The sequence below is a fragment of the Streptomyces sp. NPDC054866 genome (assembly GCF_053610745.1).
The window spans coordinates 270,508-289,592 of sequence record NZ_JBSGZA010000006.1; the positions used below are offsets into that span (position 1 = coordinate 270,508).

The 19,085-nt window shown below is 71.2% G+C and carries 17 protein-coding genes; 9 read left to right on the plus strand and 8 right to left on the minus strand.

Going from position 1 to position 19,085, the window contains the following annotated elements; genetic code table 11:
- The 3 genes from ACWGI2_RS29385 to ACWGI2_RS29395 are packed head-to-tail and all read left to right on the plus strand — an operon-like array spanning position 1 to position 3,229.
- Positions 1-912, plus strand: coding sequence for an SDR family NAD(P)-dependent oxidoreductase (locus tag ACWGI2_RS29385; RefSeq protein ID WP_453698559.1), 912 nt, complete (start codon positions 1-3; stop codon positions 910-912).
- 8 nt (positions 913-920) lie between these two features.
- A complete protein-coding gene (locus ACWGI2_RS29390; protein WP_453698561.1) occupies positions 921-2,162 on the plus strand; it encodes an acyl-CoA dehydrogenase family protein in 1,242 nt (413 codons plus the stop codon).
- Positions 2,159-3,229 carry a Zn-dependent alcohol dehydrogenase gene (locus tag ACWGI2_RS29395; RefSeq protein WP_453400605.1) on the plus strand — a complete coding sequence of 357 codons (1,071 nt, stop codon included), beginning with the start codon at positions 2,159-2,161 and terminating at the stop codon, positions 3,227-3,229. Before ACWGI2_RS29390 ends, ACWGI2_RS29395 begins: the two co-directional genes overlap by 4 nt.
- Positions 3,230-3,500: 271 nt before the next feature.
- On the opposite strand, the gene ACWGI2_RS29400 is transcribed toward ACWGI2_RS29395, so the two are convergent.
- Positions 3,501-4,550, minus strand: coding sequence for a GlxA family transcriptional regulator (locus ACWGI2_RS29400; RefSeq protein WP_453698562.1), 1,050 nt, complete (start codon positions 4,548-4,550; stop codon positions 3,501-3,503).
- Positions 4,551-4,609: 59 nt separating this feature from the next.
- On the opposite strand from ACWGI2_RS29400, the gene ACWGI2_RS29405 reads away from it, so the two are divergent.
- Positions 4,610-5,950 carry an MFS transporter gene (locus tag ACWGI2_RS29405; protein ID WP_453698564.1) on the plus strand — a complete coding sequence of 447 codons (1,341 nt, stop codon included), beginning with the start codon at positions 4,610-4,612 and terminating at the stop codon, positions 5,948-5,950.
- On the opposite strand, the gene ACWGI2_RS29410 is transcribed toward ACWGI2_RS29405, so the two are convergent.
- A complete protein-coding gene (locus ACWGI2_RS29410) occupies positions 5,943-6,578 on the minus strand; it encodes a flavin reductase family protein (RefSeq protein WP_453698565.1) in 636 nt (211 codons plus the stop codon). The genes ACWGI2_RS29405 and ACWGI2_RS29410 overlap by 8 nt on opposite strands.
- Positions 6,579-6,667: 89 nt before the next feature.
- Here ACWGI2_RS29410 and ACWGI2_RS29415 point away from each other — a divergent pair, with 89 nt between their 5' ends.
- A complete protein-coding gene (locus ACWGI2_RS29415; RefSeq protein WP_453400601.1) occupies positions 6,668-7,609 on the plus strand; it encodes a hypothetical protein in 942 nt (313 codons plus the stop codon).
- Positions 7,610-7,664: 55 nt separating this feature from the next.
- Here ACWGI2_RS29415 and ACWGI2_RS29420 read toward each other — a convergent pair whose 3' ends face one another.
- From ACWGI2_RS29420 to ACWGI2_RS29430, 3 genes are all read right to left on the minus strand, one after another.
- On the minus strand, positions 7,665-8,486 hold the full coding sequence (locus ACWGI2_RS29420; RefSeq protein WP_453698566.1) for an enoyl-CoA hydratase/isomerase family protein: 822 nt from the start codon (positions 8,484-8,486) through the stop codon (positions 7,665-7,667).
- An 85-nt stretch (positions 8,487-8,571) separates the two neighbouring features.
- Positions 8,572-10,797, minus strand: a complete 2,226-nt coding sequence (locus ACWGI2_RS29425) for an acetate--CoA ligase family protein (protein WP_453400599.1) — start codon at positions 10,795-10,797, stop codon at positions 8,572-8,574.
- Between the two features lie 285 nt (positions 10,798-11,082).
- Entirely contained in the window at positions 11,083-12,258 is a 1,176-nt protein-coding gene (locus ACWGI2_RS29430) for a flavin-containing monooxygenase (RefSeq protein ID WP_453698567.1), read from the minus strand.
- A 255-nt stretch (positions 12,259-12,513) separates the two neighbouring features.
- Between ACWGI2_RS29430 and ACWGI2_RS29435 the strand changes: the two genes are divergently transcribed.
- Together ACWGI2_RS29435 and ACWGI2_RS29440 are read left to right on the plus strand one after the other, a co-directional pair.
- Positions 12,514-12,948: a Zn-ribbon domain-containing OB-fold protein gene (locus ACWGI2_RS29435; RefSeq protein ID WP_453698569.1), complete on the plus strand. Its 435-nt coding sequence runs from the start codon at positions 12,514-12,516 to the stop codon at positions 12,946-12,948.
- A gap of 96 nt (positions 12,949-13,044) precedes the next feature.
- A complete protein-coding gene (locus ACWGI2_RS29440) occupies positions 13,045-13,926 on the plus strand; it encodes a GNAT family N-acetyltransferase (protein WP_453698570.1) in 882 nt (293 codons plus the stop codon).
- Positions 13,927-13,937: 11 nt separating this feature from the next.
- On the opposite strand, the gene ACWGI2_RS29445 is transcribed toward ACWGI2_RS29440, so the two are convergent.
- Together ACWGI2_RS29445 and ACWGI2_RS29450 are read right to left on the minus strand one after the other, a co-directional pair.
- A complete protein-coding gene (locus ACWGI2_RS29445; RefSeq protein WP_453698572.1) occupies positions 13,938-14,624 on the minus strand; it encodes a pyridoxine/pyridoxamine 5'-phosphate oxidase in 687 nt (228 codons plus the stop codon).
- A gap of 264 nt (positions 14,625-14,888) precedes the next feature.
- Positions 14,889-16,115, minus strand: coding sequence for a thiolase C-terminal domain-containing protein (locus tag ACWGI2_RS29450; RefSeq protein ID WP_453698573.1), 1,227 nt, complete (start codon positions 16,113-16,115; stop codon positions 14,889-14,891).
- Positions 16,116-16,286: 171 nt separating this feature from the next.
- Between ACWGI2_RS29450 and ACWGI2_RS29455 the strand changes: the two genes are divergently transcribed.
- Positions 16,287-17,537, plus strand: coding sequence for an acyl-CoA dehydrogenase family protein (locus tag ACWGI2_RS29455; protein ID WP_453400593.1), 1,251 nt, complete (start codon positions 16,287-16,289; stop codon positions 17,535-17,537).
- Positions 17,537-18,013: a nitroreductase family deazaflavin-dependent oxidoreductase gene (locus ACWGI2_RS29460; RefSeq protein WP_453400592.1), complete on the plus strand. Its 477-nt coding sequence runs from the start codon at positions 17,537-17,539 to the stop codon at positions 18,011-18,013. Before ACWGI2_RS29455 ends, ACWGI2_RS29460 begins: the two co-directional genes overlap by 1 nt.
- Positions 18,014-18,152: 139 nt before the next feature.
- Here ACWGI2_RS29460 and ACWGI2_RS29465 read toward each other — a convergent pair whose 3' ends face one another.
- On the minus strand, positions 18,153-18,800 hold the full coding sequence (locus ACWGI2_RS29465; RefSeq protein WP_135335578.1) for a TetR family transcriptional regulator: 648 nt from the start codon (positions 18,798-18,800) through the stop codon (positions 18,153-18,155).
- Positions 18,801-19,085: the final 285 nt, after the last annotated feature.

The following is a 19,085-nucleotide window of genomic DNA, read 5'->3' on the forward strand; positions in this document are numbered from 1 at the left end:
GTGGGGAACTTCTTGGCAGGCAAGGTGGTGGCCGTGACCGGTGCCGGGCGCGGCATCGGCAGGGCGGTCGCGCTCGCCGCCGCGGCCGAGGGCGCGAAGGTCGTCGTGAACGACTACGGCGTCTCCATGGAGGGCGCGGAACCGACCAGCGAGATAGCCGACGGCGTGGTCAAGGAGATCCAGGCGGCGGGAGGCGAGGCGATCGCCGTCGCCGATGACATCTCGACCATGGCGGGCGGGCAGCGCATCGTGGACGTCGCGCTCGCCGAGTACGGGCGGATCGACGGTGTCGTGTGCGTGGCCGGGATCCTGCGGGAGCGGATGCTCTTCAACATGTCCGAGCAGGAGTGGGACCCGGTGGTCGCCACGCACCTGAAGGGCACGTTCACCGTCTTCCGGGCCGCGTCGGCGGTCATGCGGAAGCAGGGGACGGGGACGCTGATCGGCTTCACCAGCGGCAACCACCAGGGGTCGGTGGCGCAGGCCAACTACAGCGCGGCCAAGGGCGGGATCATCTCGCTGGTACGGAGCGCGGCGCTCGGCCTGAACAAGTACGGGGTGACGGCGAACGCGGTGGCGCCCGTCGCGCGGACGCGGATGTCCGCCAACGTACCCATGGAGCTGAAGGAGATCGGGGAGCCGGAGGACGTGGCCGCCCTTGTCACGTATCTGTTGAGCGAGCGGGCCCGGGAGGAGAAGATCACCGGGCAGGTCTACACGGTCGCGGGCCCGAAGATCGCGGTGTGGGCGCAGCCGCGTGAGCTGCGGGCCGGGTATGTCGAGGGCGGCTGGACCCCGGAGAAGATCGCCGACTTCCTGCCGGGGACGGTGGGGGTCGACCCGATGCCGATGCTGGCCCAGCTGGAGGCGATGGCGAAGGCCGCCGCCGCCAAAGACCGGCCGAACGCGTAGGCGGGGCGGTGGAGTTCGGTTTCGGCCCTGCGGACGAGGAGTTCCGCGCGGAGGCCAGGGCCTGGCTCGGCGAACACCTGACGGGGGTGTTCGCCGGGGCGGCGGGGCGGGGCGGGCCCGGCAGCGAGCACGAGGGCGTGGCCGAAAGGCGGGCCTGGGAGCGGGAGTTGGGGCGGGGCGGGTGGATCGGGCTCGGGTGGGACACGGACTCTCCCGCGTACGGGAATCAGCGGACGACGTACGGGAATCGGCGGGCGACGCTCACCCAGCAGGTGGTGTGGGCGGAGGAGTACGCGCGAGTGCGGGCACCCGGACGCTACGGGCACATCGGCGAGAACCTGCTGGCCCCGACCCTGCTCGCGTACGGCAGCCAGGAGCAGCGGGACGAGTTCCTGCCGCCCATCGCGCGCGGGGAGGCGCTGTGGTGCCAGGGGTACAGCGAGCCGGGGGCCGGGTCGGACCTGGCGGGGCTGCGGACGGCGGCGGTGCGGGACGGCGAGAGCGGTGAGACGTACCGCGTCACCGGGCAGAAGATCTGGACCTCGCTCGCCCAAGAGGCGGACTGGTGCTTCGTGCTGGCGCGGACGGAGGCGGGGTCTTCCGGACACCGGGGGATCTCGTTCCTGCTGGTGCCGATGGACCAGCCGGGACGTATCGAGGTGCGTCCCATCAGGCAGTTGACGGGGACGAGCGAGTTCAACGAAGTCTTCTTCGACGGTGCGGTGGCGCGTGCCTCGCACGTGGTGGGCGGCGTCGGCAACGGGTGGCGCGTCGCCATGGGGCTGCTCGGCTTCGAGCGGGGGGTCTCCACACTCGTACAGCAGATCGGGTTCGCGGAGGAGCTCGGGGGCGTGGTCCGGGAGGCTGTCGACAGCGGGGCCGTCGACGACCCTGTGCTGCGGGACCGGCTCCTGCGGCAGTGGGCCGAGTTGAAGGTGATGCGCTGGAACGCGCTGCGTACGTTGGGGAGTTCGGGTTCCGGCGGTGATGGGGGTGCGCCCAGCGTGGCCAAGCTGCTGTGGGGCGGGTGGCATCAGCGGCTGGGGGAGCTGGCCATGGCGGTGCGGGGGACGGCGGGGGCGGTAGGCCCCACGGACTGGCGCGAGGACGACCCATATGAACTCGACGCCCTGCAAAGGCTGTTCCTCTTCACGCGGGCCGACACCATCTACGGCGGCTCGGACGAGATTCAGCGGAACATCATCGCCGAGCGCGTGCTCGGCCTGCCGAGGGAGGCGAAGGCGCGATGAGGGGTGTCGTTTTCGACAGGAGCAGGGCCGAGGGGAGCAGGGTCGAGGTCGTCGACGACCTCGAGGTACGGGAGCCGGGGCCGGGGGAGGTGCTGGTCGCTGTCGCGGCGGCGGGCCTGTGCCACAGCGACCTTTCGGTGATCGACGGGACCATCCCCTTTCCGTCGCCGGTGGTGCTCGGCCATGAGGGGGCGGGGGTGGTCGAGGCGGTCGGTGCGGGGGTGACGCATGTGACTGCCGGTGATCACGTGGCGCTTTCGACCATCGCCAGCTGCGGGGCCTGCGGGGAATGCAATCGGGGGCGGCCGACCATGTGCCGGCGCGCGATCGGGATGCCGGACCAGCCGTTCTCGCGGGGTGGCGAGCCGATCTACCAGTTCGCGGCGAACTCCGCGTTCGCGGAACGCACGGTGGTGAAGGCCGTGCAGGCCGTGAAGATCCCGGAGGACATTCCGCTGACGTCGGCGGCGTTGATCGGGTGCGGGGTGGTGACGGGGGTCGGCGCTGCCTTGAACCGCGCGAAGGTGGACCGCGGGGACAGTGTGGTGGTGATCGGGACCGGGGGCATCGGCCTGAATGTCCTCCAGGGGGCGAGGATCGCCGGGGCGACGCGGATCGTGGCGGTCGACGCGAACCCCGGCAAGGAGGGCGTGGCACGGCAGTTCGGCGCGACGCACTTCTTCGCGTCGGCGGAGGCGGAGGGCGTGAAGGAGCTGCTGCCGACGGGGGCGGACCACGTCTTCGAGTGCGTGGGCCGGGTCGAACTGATCCGCCAGGCGATCGACCTTCTGGACCGGCATGGGCAGGCGATCCTGCTGGGGGTGCCACCGGCCACGGCCGAGGCGTCGTTCGTGGTCTCGTCCCTGTTCCTGGACAAGTCGATCCTGGGCTGCCGCTACGGTTCGGCGCGTCCACAACGGGACTTCGCGCTGTACGCGGAGCTGTACCGGGCGGGGCGCCTGCTGCTGGACGAGCTGGTGACGGAAACGTACCCGGTGGAGGACTTCGCGAAGGCGGTGGGGGATGCGGAGGCGGGGCGGGTGGCGCGGGGGGTGCTGACGTTCTGAGGGTTCCCTGCGGGGTCCCTGCGGGGCTTGGGCGGGGCGGTGCGGGTTCGTCTGTGGGTGCGGGGCCGCGCCGGTATGTCCGTCCTCGCTATCGTCCGGTGGCCGTGTGGGTGCTTCGGCTCCGGAGTCTTCGGGAGCCGTGCTCCGGGCGGACATACCGGCACGTCCCCTCGCGTGGGCTGCCGACTGCGGCTGTTCGCTGGTTGCTGCGGGGCAATCGGGTGGGTGGGTGGGAAAGGCTTGTTCGGCTGGGGGAACCCCGGGGTGCCGCCTAAGCCCTCCGGGCGAAAGTGCGGCGGTAGGCAGTCGGGGTCACCCCGAGAGCCGCCTGCAAGTGCGCCCGCATCGACTGCGCCGTACCGAACCCCGCATCCCGCGCCACCCGGTCCACGGAGAGATCGCTTGACTCCAGAAGATGGCGGGCCCGCTCGACCCGCTGCTGCGCAAGCCACTGGCCGGGGCTGATCCCCACCTCCTCACGGAAGCGGCGCGTGAAGGTGCGTACGGACATGGATTCCTGATCCGCCATGTCGCGGAGCTGGATCGGCTCGTGGAGACGGGCGAGGGCCCACGCCCGCGCGGAGGTCGTCGTCGCGAACTGCGGCTCGGGGACGGGGCGTTGGATGTACTGGGCCTGTCCGCCGTCCCGGTGCGGCGGCACCACCGTACGGCGGGCCACCTCATTGGCGACCGCCGCCCCGTGATCGCTGCGTACGACATGGAGGCAGAGGTCGAGTCCCGCCGCCACACCCGCCGAGGTGAGGATGTCCCCGTCGTCGATGAAGAGAACGTCCGGATCCACCGTGATCCGGGGGAAGAGGCGCTGGAAGTGCTCCGCCGACGACCAGTGCGTCGTCGCGGTACGGCCGTCGAGATAGCCCGCGGCGGCCAGGACGTACCCACCCGTGCAGATCGAGATCAGGCGCGTGCCCGGTTTGATCCGGGCCAGGGCCGAGGACAGTTCGTCGGTCAGGACGCCCTCCTCGTAGACCGGGCCCAGCTCGTACGAGGCCGGGACCACCACCGTGTCGGCGGAGGCCAGGCACTCCGGGCCGTTCTCCACGAGGATCGCGACGTCGGCGTCCGTACGCACCAGGCCCGGAGGGCGGATGGACGCGGTCACGACCTCGTACAGGAGCTCCCCGTCAGCGGCTCTCGCGCGGCCGAAGATCCGCTGCGGGATGCCGAACTCGAAGGGGATGACACCGTCCAGGGCGAGGACCACCACCCGGTGGCGGGGAGTGGTCGGCGTGGTCCGCTTCGAAGCGGCGGTCGTCGGGGCAGTCGTCGCGGCATTCGTCGTGGCAGTCGTCGGGGCCATGGCCCGATTCTAGCTATTGCTGTCCTTTGGGCCACTCGTTCGTGAGTGGACGGGTCCGGATGCTGGTTGTCGTGACCCAGACAGACGTGAATCAGCCGGTCGAGCCGCCCCCGGGGGTGCCCCTGGAGGCGCCGAGGCGACGACGCCGTATCCACCGGGCGTGGTTCGTCGCCGCCGTCACCTTCGTGACGATCATCGGCGCCGCCGCGTTCCGCTCCCTGCCGGGCCTGCTCATCGATCCGCTGCACGACGAGTTCCACTGGTCGCGCGGCACGATCGGCCTCGCGGTCTCCATCAACCTCGCGCTGTACGGGCTCACCGCACCGTTCGCCGCCGCGCTGATGGACCGCTTCGGCATCCGGCGGGTCGTCGCGGTCGCTCTCATCGTGATCGCGCTCGGCTCCGGACTCACCGTGTGGATGCAACACGCCTGGCAACTCCTGCTGTGCTGGGGCCTGCTCGTCGGGCTCGGCTCGGGGTCCATGGCCCTCGCCTTCGCCGCCACCGTCACCAACCGCTGGTTCACCACGCGGCGCGGACTCGTCACCGGCATCCTGACGGCGGCCTCAGCGTCCGGCCAGCTGATCTTCCTGCCGCTGCTCTCCTGGCTCGTGGAGACGTACGAGTGGCGGCCCGCCGCGGTGACCGTCGCCCTTGCCGCGCTCGCCGTCGTCCCGTTCGTGTGGCTGCTGCTGCGCGACCACCCGGCGGACGTGGGCCTGAAGCCGTACGGCTCCGAGGAGTTCGTGGAGAAGCCCCCGCCCGCCACGGGCGCCGCGCGGCGTGCGGTCACCGTGCTGTTCAAGGCGGCACGCACCGGCCCGTTCTGGCTGCTCGCAGGGACATTCGCCATCTGCGGCGCCTCGACGAACGGCCTGATCCAGACGCACTTCGTGCCCGCCGCGCACGACCACGGCATGCCGATCACGGCGGCTGCTTCGCTCCTCGCCGTCATCGGTGTCTTCGACGTCGTGGGGACGATCGCGTCCGGCTGGTTCACGGACCGCTTCGACGCGCGGCGGCTGCTTGCCGTGTACTACGCGCTGCGCGGCGTCTCGCTGCTCTTCCTGCCGCTGCTCCTCGCACCGACCGTGCACCCGCCGATGATCTTCTTCATCGTCTTCTACGGCCTCGACTGGGTGGCGACCGTGCCGCCGACCCTGGCCCTCTGCCGCGAGCAGTACGGCGACGACAGCGCCATCGTCTTCGGCTGGGTGCTCGCCTCGCACCAGGTGGGAGCCGCGCTCGTGGCCGTCATCGGCGGTGTCGTACGGGACACCTTCGGGTCGTACGACGTGATGTGGATCGCCTCCGGGGCGCTGTGCGCGGCGGCGGCGCTGATGGCGCTGGTGATCCGGCGGGTCGGGGAGGAGAAGGAGACGGAGCCCGCGCTTACGTAGCGGTAGGGGTATCGAAGTTGTCGAACCTGCCGAACTTGCCGCGGTGGAAGAGGAGCGGTTCGCCCTCGTCGGTGGCGCCGAGGGCGTCCACCCGGCCGACCACGATCAGGTGGTCGCCCCCGGTGTGCACAGCCTGGATCGTGCAGTCGACCCAGGCCGGTACGCCGGCCAGGCGGGGCGAGCCGGTGACGGGCGCCGCGTCGTACACGACACCGGCGAACTTGTCGGCGCCGCTCACCGCGAAGCCGCGGCACAGAGTGCCCTGGTCGGCGCCGAGGATGTTGACGCAGAAGACGCCCGCGCGTGCGATGCGCGGCCACGTCGTCGACGTACGCGCGACCATGAAGGAGACCAGGGGCGGGTCGAGGGAGAGCGAGGAGAAGGACTGACAGGCGAATCCGGCCGGGCCTTCCTCACCTTCGGATGCCGGTGCCGTGACAACGGTCACGCCGGTCGCGAAGTTCCCGAGCACGCGCCGGAACTCCCCCGCGTCGAGCGGCGCCCGCTCGTCGTCACCGACCGCCCGCAACTGCGGCCGCGGAAGGACTTCGACCGGCCCGGCGGCGGTCGGCGCGCCGACCGACCTGAGGTATCGGACGACGGTGGCCGCCATCCCTGCATGTCCCATCACACCAGCCATTGAAGCTGACGGGCCGTCAGATGGGAAGGGTGCGGGCTGCCTCATCCGCGGTGCGAGGGCCCGCGTATCTTCAGCCCATGAAGTGGGGGGACACACGGGACGGCGCGCGGGATCCCTGGGGCGGCGGAATGGCGGCGGCCAGCGCGGCGTGCGCCGCTCAGCTGCCCGCGGCCGCAGTGGTCGCCTTCGTGCTCTCCCTGGACAACGACAGCTACGGGGCAGCCGAGGGCGGCGCCATCGGCCTGGCCTGCGTCATCCTCTTCCTGCCGCTGCTCCTTCCGGTCCTCGGCCTGGTGCACGCGTGCGTGCAGGTCGTTCCGGCGACGCTCATCGGGCGCGCGGCGCGACGGAAGGCAGGACGGGGCCCGGAATGGGCCTGGGTGCTCGGTGCCCAACTGCTGCCGGGTGCGGGGTGGGGGCTCCTCTTCGCCGCTCTGGGCGGACCGTTCGTCGAACCGATGCTGTGGGGGGCGGCCGGCGGAGTGCTGCCCGCGCTGGCCCTCGCGTACTGGGAGAGGCGGGCGAGTGAGGGGCCCGTGCGGCTGCGCAGGATCTGGTTCCGGTCGGGGCTCGCATCGGTAGGGCTGTGCGTGGTGCTCGTGGCGGTGGCCGGTGTGGCCTCCGCCATGGGGCTCATCAAGGAGTACGAGCCGCCGCGGCTCAGCGATGAGCAGCTCGCCGGGGTGTGGCGGGACGAAGGCGGCGACAGGGCGGTGCTGAAGCTGACGGCGGACGGGCGCGCCGAGTTGGCGGAGCTTCCGGCCGACGAGGAGGACGAGTCCGGCATCGTCGCCCCCGACGACGTCCTGGACGAGACGGGGCTCTCGGGCTGCGAAGTGACCGGCACCTGGACGATCGGCGTCGACGAAACCGATGGCCGGCCCATGGTCGACATCGAGCTGGACGGTTGCCAGGGCTCGCAGGCCTGGTCGATCGGCGGTACGGAGGACGCCCCCGAGCTGTTCGTGACGTCCGGCGACCCGGACGCCCCCGAGATCGAGAAGCTGGTGAAGGACTGAGGCTGTCTTTGGCTTCCGGTGGCTGCCTTTGGCTTCCGGTGGGCCGGAGGAAGCCTCAGCGGCCCTCGTAAGAAGGTGAGCGTCGGTCCACGAAGCTGGTGACTCCCTCGTTCGCGTCCTTCGTCGTCATGTTGATCTCCTGCGCCGCGGCCTCCGCCGCGAAGGCTGTCGTGCGGTCCGATTCGAGGGAGGCGTTGACCAGTTGCTTGGTCATGGCGATGGCGCGGGTCGGGCCTGTCGCGAGGCGTTCCGCCCAGGCACGGGCCGTCTTCTCCAGTTCGTCGGCGGGTACGACGCGATTGACGAGCCCGAGCCGTTCGGCGTCCGCGGCCGGCACTGAGTCCCCGAAGAACATCAGCTCCTTGGCCCGCTGCGGGCCTATGAGGCGTGGCAGGAGATACGCTCCGCCACCGTCCGGCACCAGGCCGCGGCGGACGAACACCTCGATGAACTTGGCCTGTTCGGCGGAGATGACGAGATCGCAGGCGAACGCGAGATGCGCGCCGATCCCGGCCGCGGTCCCGTTCACCGCGGCGATCACCGGCTTCTCGCAGTCCAGGACGGCGGCGATGAGACGCTGGGCGCCCAGCTTGATCGTGCGGGCCACGTCACCGGCCACGCGTTCCGCGGCGCTGGGCGCGCCGCGCAGATCGGCCCCCGCGCAGAAACCCTTGCCGGTGGCGGTGATCACGACGGCGCGGACGCCGGGGTCGGACGATGCGTCGGCGAGCAGTGAGATGACGCGTTCGCGCTGGTCCCAGGTGACGGCGTTCATGGCTTCGGGCCGATTGAGCGTGATCCACGAGACGCCGTTGTCAGTGGCGTGGAGTACCAATGAGTCGAGGGGATCAACTGGACGTTCGGGGGAGGTAGTCATGGGTGGATCGGCTCCATTTCGCTGCGGGGTAATCGGGTGGGTGGGCGGGAAAGACTCGCCGCGAAGCGGCGTCCTGAAATCCGGCTCACCGGCAGACGGCAAGCGCGTCCAGCGCGACAGCCCCCTGCCCCCGCGGCAACACCATCAGAGGGTTGATATCCAGCTCCGCCAGCTCATCGCCAAGCTCAAGCGCCATCCTCTGTACCCGCAGGACGACTTCGACGAGTGCATCGATGTCGGCGGGGGGCGCCCCACGGACCCCGTCAAGCAACGGCCTTCCGCGCAGCTCGGAGAGCATCGTCAACGCCTGGGACTCCCCGAAGGGCGGCACCCGCACGGCCACGTCCCGCAGGACTTCCACCAGGACACCGCCGAGGCCAACAGTCACCGTCGGTCCGAACAGCTCGTCCTGCGTCACGCCCACCACCATCTCGACGCCCCGCTCCACCATCTGGCAGACCAGTACGCCGTCCAGCGCGATCCCTTCGTAGCGGGCGATGTCGGTCAGCTCCCGATAGGCGTCGCGGACCTGGCTCGCCGAGGTCAATCCGACCTTCACCAGGCCCAGTTCGCTCTTGTGGGCAAGCAGGGCCCCGGACGCCTTCATCACCACCGGGTAGCCGACGAGCCCCGCCGCCCGCACGGCCGCCGCCGCACTGGTCACCAACTGCTCGCGCGGTACGCGAATCCCGTACGCGCGCAGCAGCTGCTTCGCCGCGTGCTCGCTCAGCTGCTGGCCGGACCGCATCAGGGCCTGCGCCTTGCGGAAGGACGGCGATGCCGTGCGCGGGGCCTCATCGAAGGGGGAGCGGTAGCGGGTCGTGAAGCGGTGGTGGTCCAGATAGGCGCGCACCGCCGTGATGCAGTTGGCGAAGGTGCGGAAGGTGGCGACGCGGGACGAACCGAGCAGCGTCGTGCGGTAGGCCTCCTCGGTGCCGACGGGCGAGCCCCACACCACGCACACCAGCTTGTCCGTCTGCTCCGCCGCGTCCACCAGGTCCTGCGCCAGCTTGTCGCTCATCGGCGGGAAGGGGCCGGTGATGGGGCAGATCAGCACCCCCACCTCCGGATCGTCCAGTATCGCGTCGATGATCTTCCGGCCGCGCCAGTCGCCGACCGGGTGCCCGCCGTTGTCGACGGGGTTGGCGACGTTCAGGTAGTCCGGTATCCACTGGTGCAGCTCCGTCTGCTTGGCGTCCGAGAGCGCCGGAAGCCGCAGCCCCGCCTCGGTCGCCAGGTCCGAGAAGTGCGCGCCCGTGCCGCCCGAGATCGAATACACGACGACGCCCTCGGCCCGCGGAGGCCTCGCGCGCGCCAACAGGGCTGACGTGTCCTGGAGTTCGTCGAGCCCGTCCACGCGGATCACGCCGTACTGCCGCATCGCCGCATCGACGACCGTGTCGGCGCCGGTGAGCTTGCCGGTGTGTGAGGCGGCCATGCGGGCGCCGGTCTCGGTGCGGCCGACCTTGACCGCGACGACGGGCACGCCGCGCTGGGCGGCGCGGTCGGCGGCGAGCAGGAAGGAGCGGCCGTCCTTGAGGCCCTCGACGTAACAGGCGATGGCTCCGACCTCGGGGCGTTCGGCGAAGTAGGAGATGAAGTCGGAGGTCTCCAGGTCGGCTTCGTTGCCGGTGGGCGCCCAGTGCGAGAGGCGTACGCCGATCTCCTGCATCGTGAAGACGGGGCGCCCCTGGTGGCCGGACTGGGTGATCAGGGCGATCGCGGGGCCTTCGAGGTCGTCGCGGAACTTCTCGAAGGCGTTGAGGTTGGTGTTGGGCCCGAGCAGCCGCAGCCCCGAGCGCTCCACGGCGGCGGCCAGGCGGGCCTGGGCCGCCGCGCCCTCCTCGCCGGTCTCGGCGAATCCGGAGGCGAAGGCGACGGCGAACTTCACCTTGGACTCGGCGAGTTCCTCGATCACGGGAAGGGGGTCACTGACGAGCAGTACGGCCAGATCGACCTGTTCCGGCAGGTCGGCGACGGAGGGGAAACAGGGGGTGCCGAAGACGGACTGACGGGTGGGGTGCACGGGATGCAGCCGGGCGCCGCCGCGCTCGGCCCAGTCCATGAGCTGACGCGTGATGCCGGTGTTCGGCCGTCCATCGGCGTCCGACGCGCCGATGACGGCGACGGACTCGGGCCGGAAGAACCGGTCCAGGTCCGGTACGTCGGCGTGCAGGGGGCGTCCGCTGACGTCCAGGTCGTCCGCCGTGGCGGCGTGTCCGTGGACGGCGGGTGCCGGGGCTTCGCCGCAGGCCACAACACGCGCGCGGCGGGGGTCGGTGGTGAAGGTGCCGTAAGTCGATCCAAGCATCGGTCCGCCCGCTCCTGTGGGAAAGGAAGTCAACTGACGCATAGTCAGATTACTGAACTGACGCTGTGTCAGGAACAGTGCTGCGCGAATAGTTGGGGCGGCCCTTTAGCAGTACCCAGGTGCCCTGGGGGGCTATTCCCCCTCCGGGGGCGGGGGTGCCGGGAGGGGGGAGTATCGGCCGCTGGGGGATTTGTGAAGGGTTGTACCTCGCCTGCACGTGCGTGGGGGCCGGCCGCGCCGTTCCTCGCGCCCCTTTGGGGCGCGACCCCTGCGGGGCGTTGGTCGTCAGCGGTGCGTGGTCAGGGTTCTTGTTATTGCCTTTGCGATTTTGTCGGCGTCCAGGGCCATTTCTCGGAGCATTCCGCTGATGGGGTTCGTGAAGCCGGTGAAGTAGAGGCCGGGGGCCGACTTCGGGGTGCGGGCGCCTCGGACGAGCGGGGTGCCCCTCTCGTCGAGTACGCCGAGGTCGCCGAGGAGCGGTTCCAGGGCGCGGCGGTAGCCCGTGGCCGCGATGACCGCCTCGGGGCCGATCCGGGTGCCGTCGGCCAGGACGACCTTGCCGTCCTCGAAGGAGTCGACGGCGGCGACCGGTTCGACCTTGCCCTTGCGCACCGCGTCGATCAGGCCCACGTCCTGGACCGGGATCGCGCCTTCCTTCACGCGTGAGTACAGGCCGGTGTCGGGGCGCGGTAGTCCCTTCGCCGACAGGTCGGGGACGCTCACCTTCGCGATCGGGCCCGCGAGGCGGTCCACCAGCGAGACGGGCAGCCTGCGGCACAGGATGCCCGTGCGCTGCGCCGGCCAGCCCGCCGTGGACCGGCGGACGATGTGCGGCGCGGTGCGCACCGCGAGGCGGACGCGGGCCGCGCCGCCCGCGACGAGGTCGACGGCGATCTCGGCGCCGGTGTTGCCGACGCCCACGACCAGGACGTCCTTGCCCTCGTACGGGCGCGGGTCGCGGTAGGCGCTCGCGTGCACGAGTTCGCCCGAGTACGTGTCGCGGCCGGGCCAGTCCGGCAGGTGGGGCGTGTGGTTGTACCCGGTGGCGATCACCACCGCGCTGCCGGTCAACTCCCGTCCGCCGGTGGCGTGCAGGAGCCAGCCGGTGCCGTCGGCCGCCCGCTCCAGGCGGGAGACCTCGACGCCGGTGACGATCTCCAGCTGGTGGAACTCGGCGTACTTCTCCAGGTAGCGGAGGACGTTGTCACGTGACACCCAGCGCCCGAAGGAGCGCGGTATCGCGAGCCCCGGCAGGGCGGAGAGGCGGCGCGTCGTGTGCAGGTGCAGGCGGTCGTAGTGCGTGCGCCAGGAGGCGCCGACCCGGTCGGACTTCTCGAGCACGACCGCGCGTACGCCGCGGGCACGCAGCGCGGCCGCGGCGGAGAGCCCGCCGGGTCCGCCGCCGACGACGTACACAGGGCGGTCTTGCTGTGGCGTTTGTGGGGGAGTGGTGTCGGCCATGAACCTGAGAGTAATCACGTGGTCACTTGATGGGGGACGGTCAAGCCCCAAACCGGTTGCGAATTGATCACGGGTATGCGCGGCGCACCCTCTGTCCGTGGGTTTCGTGCCACGTCGGCGGGCCCCCGCGACGTACGCCCTCATGTGTACGCCTCTTGCGCTCGCCTCTTGCGCACGCGTCGGGCATGCGTTGAACTGGCGTACCTGAACTGACGTGCCGTCAGAAATCCGTACCGGACTGGGAGAAGTCGCCGCATGAGTACTTCGAGTTCCCCCGCGACCCCGCGCTTCGACCTCCCCGAGCCCGACGCCTTCACCCGCCCCTACTGGGACGCGGCGGCCGAGGGGCACCTGCTGATCCGCCGCTGTGGGGGGTGCGGCAAGGCGCACCACTACCCGCGTGAGTTCTGCCCGTACTGCTGGAGCGAGGACGGCACCTGGGAGCGGGCGAGCGGTCGCGCCACGCTCTACACCTGGTCGGTGGTCCACCGGAACGACCTGCCACCGTTCGGGACCCGCGTCCCGTACGTCGCCGCGGTCGTCGACCTCGCCGAAGGGCCGCGCATGATGACGGAGATCGTCGACTGCGAGGATGGTGAGCTGCGGATCGGGATGGCGCTGGGGGTGGGGTTCCGGGCCGTGGGTGAGGGGACGGTGATCCCGGTGTTCCAGCCCCGGGCCGCTGTGTAGCTGTGCGGGGTGCGTCTGTGTGTCACGCGTCGGCGGCCGCACTTCGGGCGCCGTAATTCGCTTCCTTCGGCCGTGCGGCACGGGGGATCATGGTCCATGGCCTCTTCGAACGCGCACCCGGCTGCCTGGCAGTTGACCACCGACCTCGACGAGTTCCACTCGCGCGCGGCGGCCTTCCTGCACTCGGCGCCCGCCCTGCACACCGCGCTGCTCAGCGTCACCGACATGCTGCGTACGCGCGGGCTCCATGTGTACGGGAAGGAAGACCCCCTCTTCGGAATCCGCGCCGATGGTGAGGGCGCCGTGAGCGGTGCCTTCCTGTGGACCCCGCCGCACTTCCCCGCCCTCAGTCCGCTCGCCGACGCCGCCGCAGCCGACGAACTCGCCGGAGTGCTCGCCGACGCGGGCCTTGCGCCTGCCGGGATCGGAGCCGAGAGCGCCACCGCGGCCGCGTTCTCGGCCGCCTGGCAGCGGCGGACGAACGCCACCCCCGTCGTCCACTACCCACAGCGGCTGTACCGCCTCGGCACCCTCGCCCCGCCCTCGCCCTCACCGGCAGGCGGCGCACGCGTCGCCACCGGTGCCGACCGGGAGTTGCTCGCGCGCTGGCACGGGGAGTTTCACGAGGCCATCGGGGAGAAGGCCGCGATGGACGCCGGCGAGTGGGCCGACGCCCGTATCGCCTACGGAGGCGTCACCCTCTGGGAGACACCGGACGGCGCCCCTGTCGCCATGGCGGGCAACACCCGCCAGGTCGCGGGCCAGGTCCGGATCGCCCCCGTCTACACCCCGGCCCACCTGCACGGGCGGGGATACGCGGGCGCGGTCACCACCGCGGTGAGCCGCGCCGCGCTGGCGGGGGGCGCGGACGAGGTGCTGCTCTTCACTGACGTCGACAACCCGACCAGCAACGAGCTGTATCAGCGGCTCGGGTTCCGCCCGGTGCGGGATTTCACGCAGTACAGCTTCACGCGGTGACGCGGTGACCTTCACGGCCACAGCAGCTCCTTGACCCAGCTTCCGTCCGCGTCCCTCCGGTACCGCAGCCGCACATGCCGGCGCTGCGTGTCCCCCTGGAAGAACTCGACCTCCGCCGGTTCGAGTACGTACAGCGTCCAGCTCGGTGCCGGGGCCTCGGGTTCCGCCTGTGCGTGCTCCCAGGCGGCCTGGCTGGCGGCCACCAGATCCCCGTACGAAGGCAGCACTTCGCTCTGCCTGCCGACCAGTGCCGACGCCAGTGCCCCGGGCGAACGGCGGGCGAGATCGGCGCGGCTTTCGGTGGCGCTCGCCGTTGTGACCCGGCCCCGCACCCGGACCTGGCGGCCCTGCACGGGCCAGTAGAACCCGAGCGCGGCATCGGGGCGTGCCGCGAGCTGGCGGCCCTTCGCGCTCCCCGCGTGCGAGCCGAAGTGCCAGCCGGCCGCGTCCACGTCGTGCAGCATCAGCGTCCGCACGTCGGGGCGGCCCGACTCGTCCGCCGTGGCCAGGGTCATCGTGTGCGGCTCCACCTGGCCCGCCTCGGCCACGTCCACGAACCACTGCCAGAACAGGGGGAGTGGGTCGGCGGGGGCGGTCGCCGGGTCGAACGGGGGCAGTTCGGTGTCCCAGACACGGAGGGCGCGGAGGAGGGCGCGGCCGTGGGCGGTGTCATCAGGCCTGGTGTCGGTGTCGTCCATCCAGCGAATCTACGCGAGGGGCCACGGCGCACCCCGGAGAGCCGCCGCCCCGGCGGGCTACCTCACCCCTGCCCCAGCGCCACCGTCCCCGACGGGGCCCCGGCGGTCTTCCTCACCCCAGCCCCAGCACCACCGTCCCCGACGAGGCCCCGGCGGGCTTCCTCACCGCCGGCCCCAGCACCCCCGTGCCCGGCGAGGCCCTGGCGGGCTTCCTCACCGCCGGGGCCAGCACCACCGTCCCCGACGAGGCCCCGGCGGGCTACCTCACCCCCGCCCCAGCACCACCGTCCCCGACGAGCAGAACCACCCGCCCGTCCCCGACGCCACCGCCACCTCCGGGAGTCCTCCCCCCGCCTTCCGCACCTGGCGGCCCTCGCCCGCCTCGCCGCGTAGTTGTCGCACCGCCTCCACCAGCAGGAACAGGCCCCGCATTCCGGGGTGTTGGGCCGAAAGGCCCCCGCCGTCCGTGTTCGTCGGCAGCTCGCCGTCCCGCAGCAGGCGGCCCTTCTCCACGAAGGCGCCGCCCTCGCCCTTCGCGCAGAACCCCAAGTCCTCCAGCGTCACCAGGGTCATGTAGGTGAAGGCGTCGTAGATCTCCGCCACGTCGACGTCCTCGGGGCGCACCCCGGCCCGTTCGAAGGCGAGGCGGCCGCTCACCGCCGCCGGGGAGACCGTGAAGTCCTCCCACTCCGACATCGTCGTGTGCGAGACGTGCTCGCCCGTGCCGAGCACCCAGACGGGGGTGGAGGCGCAGTCGGCCACGTACTCCTCCGCCGCGAGGAGTACCGCGCATCCGCCGTCGGAACGTATGCAGCAGTGCAGTTTGGTGAACGGGTCCGCGATCATCGGGCCGTCCAGGACCTCGTCGACCGTGATCGGGGCGCGGTACATCGCGTCGGGGTTCGTCGCGGCGTTCGCCCGTGCCTGGACCGCGACGGAGGCGAGCTGTTCGAGCGTCGTGCCGTACTCGTGCATGTGGCGGCGCGCCGCCATCGCGTACTTGGAGATCAGGGAGTGGCCGTACGGGACCTCGAACTGGAGGGGTCCTCGCGCGCCGAACGACAGGTTCGACGTGCGCCGCCTCGCCTTGATGTCCGCCCTCGCCGTCGAGCCGTAGACAAGGAGTACGGCGTTGGCCCGGCCCGACGCGATCGCGTCCGCCGCGTGGCCCGCCATGACCTCCCAGGTGGAGCCGCCGACGGAGGTGGAGTCGACCCAGCGCGGCTTCAGGCCGAGGTACTCGGCGACCTCGACCGGGGCGAGCGTGCCGAGGCCCGCGGACGCGACGCCGTCGATGACCTCGCGGCCGAGGCCGGAGTCGGCCAGTGCGCGGCGGGCGGCCTGGGCGTGCAGGGCGTAGGGGGTGGCCTCGTCGACGCGGCCGCAGTCGGAGAGGGATATGCCGACGACGGCCACCTTGCGGGGGCGGTTTGCCGCCGCACCCGTACCGGCCGGCACCGCGGAAGGGCTTGGAGGAAGGGGAGTTGGCATGAATCTGACGGTACATCAGGTACGGGTGGCGCAGGGAGGTGTTACGTGTCGTCGCGGGCCTGTGCATCTGGCGGGCGCCGTCTTAGCATGACGGCCCGTCAGATCTGGGTCTGGCCGCCCTCGTGCACGGCGCCGAGACGCACGGCCGCGACCCGGGGGAGGAGCCCGCAGATGGACGCCGCCTTCACCGCGGAGCAGGAAGAAATCCGCCGCACCCTTCGTGAGCTCGTCACCAAACGCTGCGGGCCGGACGAGGTGAAGACCGCGGTCCGCACCCCCGCCGGATACGACGCCGCCCTCTGGTCCGCCCTCGCCGAACAGCTCGGCCTGCCTGGCATCGCCATCCCCGAGGCGTACGGGGGAGTGGGGTGCGGCTCGGCGGAGCTCGCCCTCAGCAGCGAGGAGCTCGGCCGCGCCCTCGCCCCCTCGCCCCTCTTCGCCACCGCCTCGCTCGTCGCCCCGCTCCTCCAGCGCCTGGGCACCGACGAGCAGCGGTCGGAGCTCCTGCCCCGCATCGTCGAGGGCGGACTCACCGCCGCGCTCGCCGTGCCCGGCACCGGGCTCGCCACCGCGCTCGGCCTGGTCGGCGACAACCTCGGCGACTGGTCGGGCGGCGGCCGCGCGGGCGGCGTGCAGGCCAAGCTGTCGGACGGCGACCGCGGCGGCGGTGACCGTGAGCGCGGCGGGGTCTGGCGGCTCTACGGGCAGGCCGAGCAGGTGCTCGACGGGCACAGCGCGGGGCTGCTCGTCGTGGCCGCGCACACGGGGGGCTTCGCCCGTTCCCGTACGCTCCTCTATCTCGTGCGCGAGGGAGCCGCGGGACTCGTACGGACCCGGCAGACGTCCCTCGACGAGACACGGCCGCAGGCCCGCGTCGAACTGCGGGACGTGGAGGCCGAGTTGCTCGGCTCCGCCGACGACGCCGACGTGCCGGGCGCGCTCGACGCCGTAGGTGACGTCGCCGCGACCGTGCTCGCCGCGGAGGCCGTGGGCGCCGCGGACCGGGCCCTTGAGCGGACCGTCGAGTACGTCAAGCAGCGCGAGCAGTTCGGGCGGGCTATCGGCTCCTTCCAGGCGGTCAAGCACCGGCTCGCGGATGTGTACGTGCAGGTGCAGGCCGCCCGGTCGGCGGCGTACTACGCGGCCTGGGCGGCCGGGGCGGACACCGAACAGGTGGGGGGCCTCGCGCTCGCGCAGTCGCTGGACGCACTGCGGACCGCCGCGTCGGAGGCCGTGCAGCTGCACGGCGGCATCGGGTTCACGTGGGAGCACGAGGCGCATCTGTACTTCAAGCGGGCGTCGAGCGACGAACTGCTCTTCGGGCCCGTGCACCGGCTGCGGGCACGTGCGGCGGAACGTGCCGAGCTGTTCGCCCCCGCGGAGACGCCGTCGCCCGAAGCGCAGCCGAAGGCGGCCGTCTGATGCCGCCCGGTGTGCGCCTGATGCAGAAGGTGTCGTCCACCCGGACCTTCGCGAGGATCGCCCCGCACTTCATCCCCGCCATGGACCGCACGGTGCACCGCCTCACGCGCGGCAAGGTGCTGCTCAGCGCGAAGATGCTGCCGGGGGTGATCCTGACGGTGCGCGGCGCGAAGAGCGGGATTCCGCGGCGTACCCCCTTGGCCTGTATGCCGGAGGACTCGGGGAGTTGGATCCTGATCGGCTCCAACTTCGGCCGTCCGGGGCATCCCGCGTGGACCGGCAACCTCATCGCCCATCCGGACGCCGACGTCAGCTGGCAGGGCGCGGACATTCCGGTCAGGGCACGGCTGTTGGCGGGCGACGAGCGGGCGGCGGCCTGGGAGGCGGTGCTGAAGTTCTGGCCGCCGTACGCGACGTACCAGTCCCGCGTGGATCGGGAGATCCGCCTGTTCCGTCTGGAGCGGCGTACGGACTAGGGGGCGCTGGCTAGGAGGGTGCGAGCCGGCCGTCCGGGAAGCGAACTAAGCGAACTCAGCGGCGGATCACGGGAACACCGCGATCCGCCGCTGAGGTGACAGGACTTGAGAAAGCGTCAGAAGAGACGTGCTGGATGCCCTACTTCGTCGGCTTCTTGCCTGTTACGCCCAGATGCACCAACAGTGCGAGGTTGGGCTTCAGTTCGGCCTGCTTGACGCCCCAGGTCTGGAAGCCCCGCTGGTGCGAGGCGACCGCGGCGAGCATGGCCACCAGGGAACCCGCCATCGCGGCCGGGCTCACGTCCTTGTCGACCTTGCCCTTGGCCTGGAGCTCCTTGACCGTGTCCGTAAGGGAGTTGTTGACCGAGTTCAGGATCTTCATGCGGATCTTGTAGAAGCGTTTGTCGCCCTCGGCGGCGCCCAGATCGACGACCCGGAGGATCGCGTCGTTCTTGCGCCAGAAGTCGAGGAAGCCGTCGACCAGCTCCTGTGCGGTCTGCCACCCCGCCTTGCCGACCCAGGAGCGGCCGTCGAGGAGCTGGGTCAACTCCGCGCCCTCGGCCGCCATTTGCTCGGCGATCTCGAGGACGGCGCCCTCCACGTCGGGGAAGTACTGATAGAAGGTCGCGGGTGAAGTCCCCGCCTTCCGGGCGACGTCGATGACTTTGACGTCCCGGTAGGGCGAGGAGCTGAGCATCTCGCTGAGGCAGTCGAGCAGCTTCTGACGCGTCGCCTGACCGCGCCGACCGGCCACGCGGCCGTCGACGGTACGTACCTGTCCTGTCATGCCGTCAGCTTACCGAGGGGTGATCGGAGCGCGATTCGGCCGAGTGCAAATGGGGTTGGGGGCCGTATCGCGGGGCGCATTTCTCTCGATTTCGCGCGCCGCAGGGGAGCCGTACTCGAATAGCTCGTCTGTTCGAATCAACTTTCGCTCACATATCTCCGTCTTCTCGCGTCTTCTTTGTCCCACAACACCCCGATCCCGCCCCGGGTTCGCAACCACCGCCCCGGACAGGAAGAATCAGGGTGCGTGCCGCCGTAGCGGCTCGGTGGTGAGACGCTGCACGGG

Coding starts and splice junctions, on each gene's coding strand:
- ACWGI2_RS29395 (WP_453400605.1), top strand. CDS start 2,159: ATGAGGGGTGTCGTTTTCGACAGGAGCAGGGCCGAGGGGAGCAGGGTC.
- ACWGI2_RS29400 (WP_453698562.1), bottom strand. CDS start 4,550: ATGGCCCCGACGACTGCCACGACGAATGCCGCGACGACTGCCCCGACG.
- ACWGI2_RS29405 (WP_453698564.1), top strand. CDS start 4,610: ATGCTGGTTGTCGTGACCCAGACAGACGTGAATCAGCCGGTCGAGCCG.
- ACWGI2_RS29410 (WP_453698565.1), bottom strand. CDS start 6,578: ATGGGACATGCAGGGATGGCGGCCACCGTCGTCCGATACCTCAGGTCG.
- ACWGI2_RS29415 (WP_453400601.1), top strand. CDS start 6,668: ATGAAGTGGGGGGACACACGGGACGGCGCGCGGGATCCCTGGGGCGGC.
- ACWGI2_RS29420 (WP_453698566.1), bottom strand. CDS start 8,486: ATGACTACCTCCCCCGAACGTCCAGTTGATCCCCTCGACTCATTGGTA.
- ACWGI2_RS29425 (WP_453400599.1), bottom strand. CDS start 10,797: ATGCTTGGATCGACTTACGGCACCTTCACCACCGACCCCCGCCGCGCG.
- ACWGI2_RS29430 (WP_453698567.1), bottom strand. CDS start 12,258: ATGGCCGACACCACTCCCCCACAAACGCCACAGCAAGACCGCCCTGTG.
- ACWGI2_RS29435 (WP_453698569.1), top strand. CDS start 12,514: ATGAGTACTTCGAGTTCCCCCGCGACCCCGCGCTTCGACCTCCCCGAG.
- ACWGI2_RS29440 (WP_453698570.1), top strand. CDS start 13,045: ATGGCCTCTTCGAACGCGCACCCGGCTGCCTGGCAGTTGACCACCGAC.
- ACWGI2_RS29445 (WP_453698572.1), bottom strand. CDS start 14,624: ATGGACGACACCGACACCAGGCCTGATGACACCGCCCACGGCCGCGCC.
- ACWGI2_RS29450 (WP_453698573.1), bottom strand. CDS start 16,115: ATGCCAACTCCCCTTCCTCCAAGCCCTTCCGCGGTGCCGGCCGGTACG.
- ACWGI2_RS29455 (WP_453400593.1), top strand. CDS start 16,287: ATGGACGCCGCCTTCACCGCGGAGCAGGAAGAAATCCGCCGCACCCTT.
- ACWGI2_RS29460 (WP_453400592.1), top strand. CDS start 17,537: ATGCCGCCCGGTGTGCGCCTGATGCAGAAGGTGTCGTCCACCCGGACC.
- ACWGI2_RS29465 (WP_135335578.1), bottom strand. CDS start 18,800: ATGACAGGACAGGTACGTACCGTCGACGGCCGCGTGGCCGGTCGGCGC.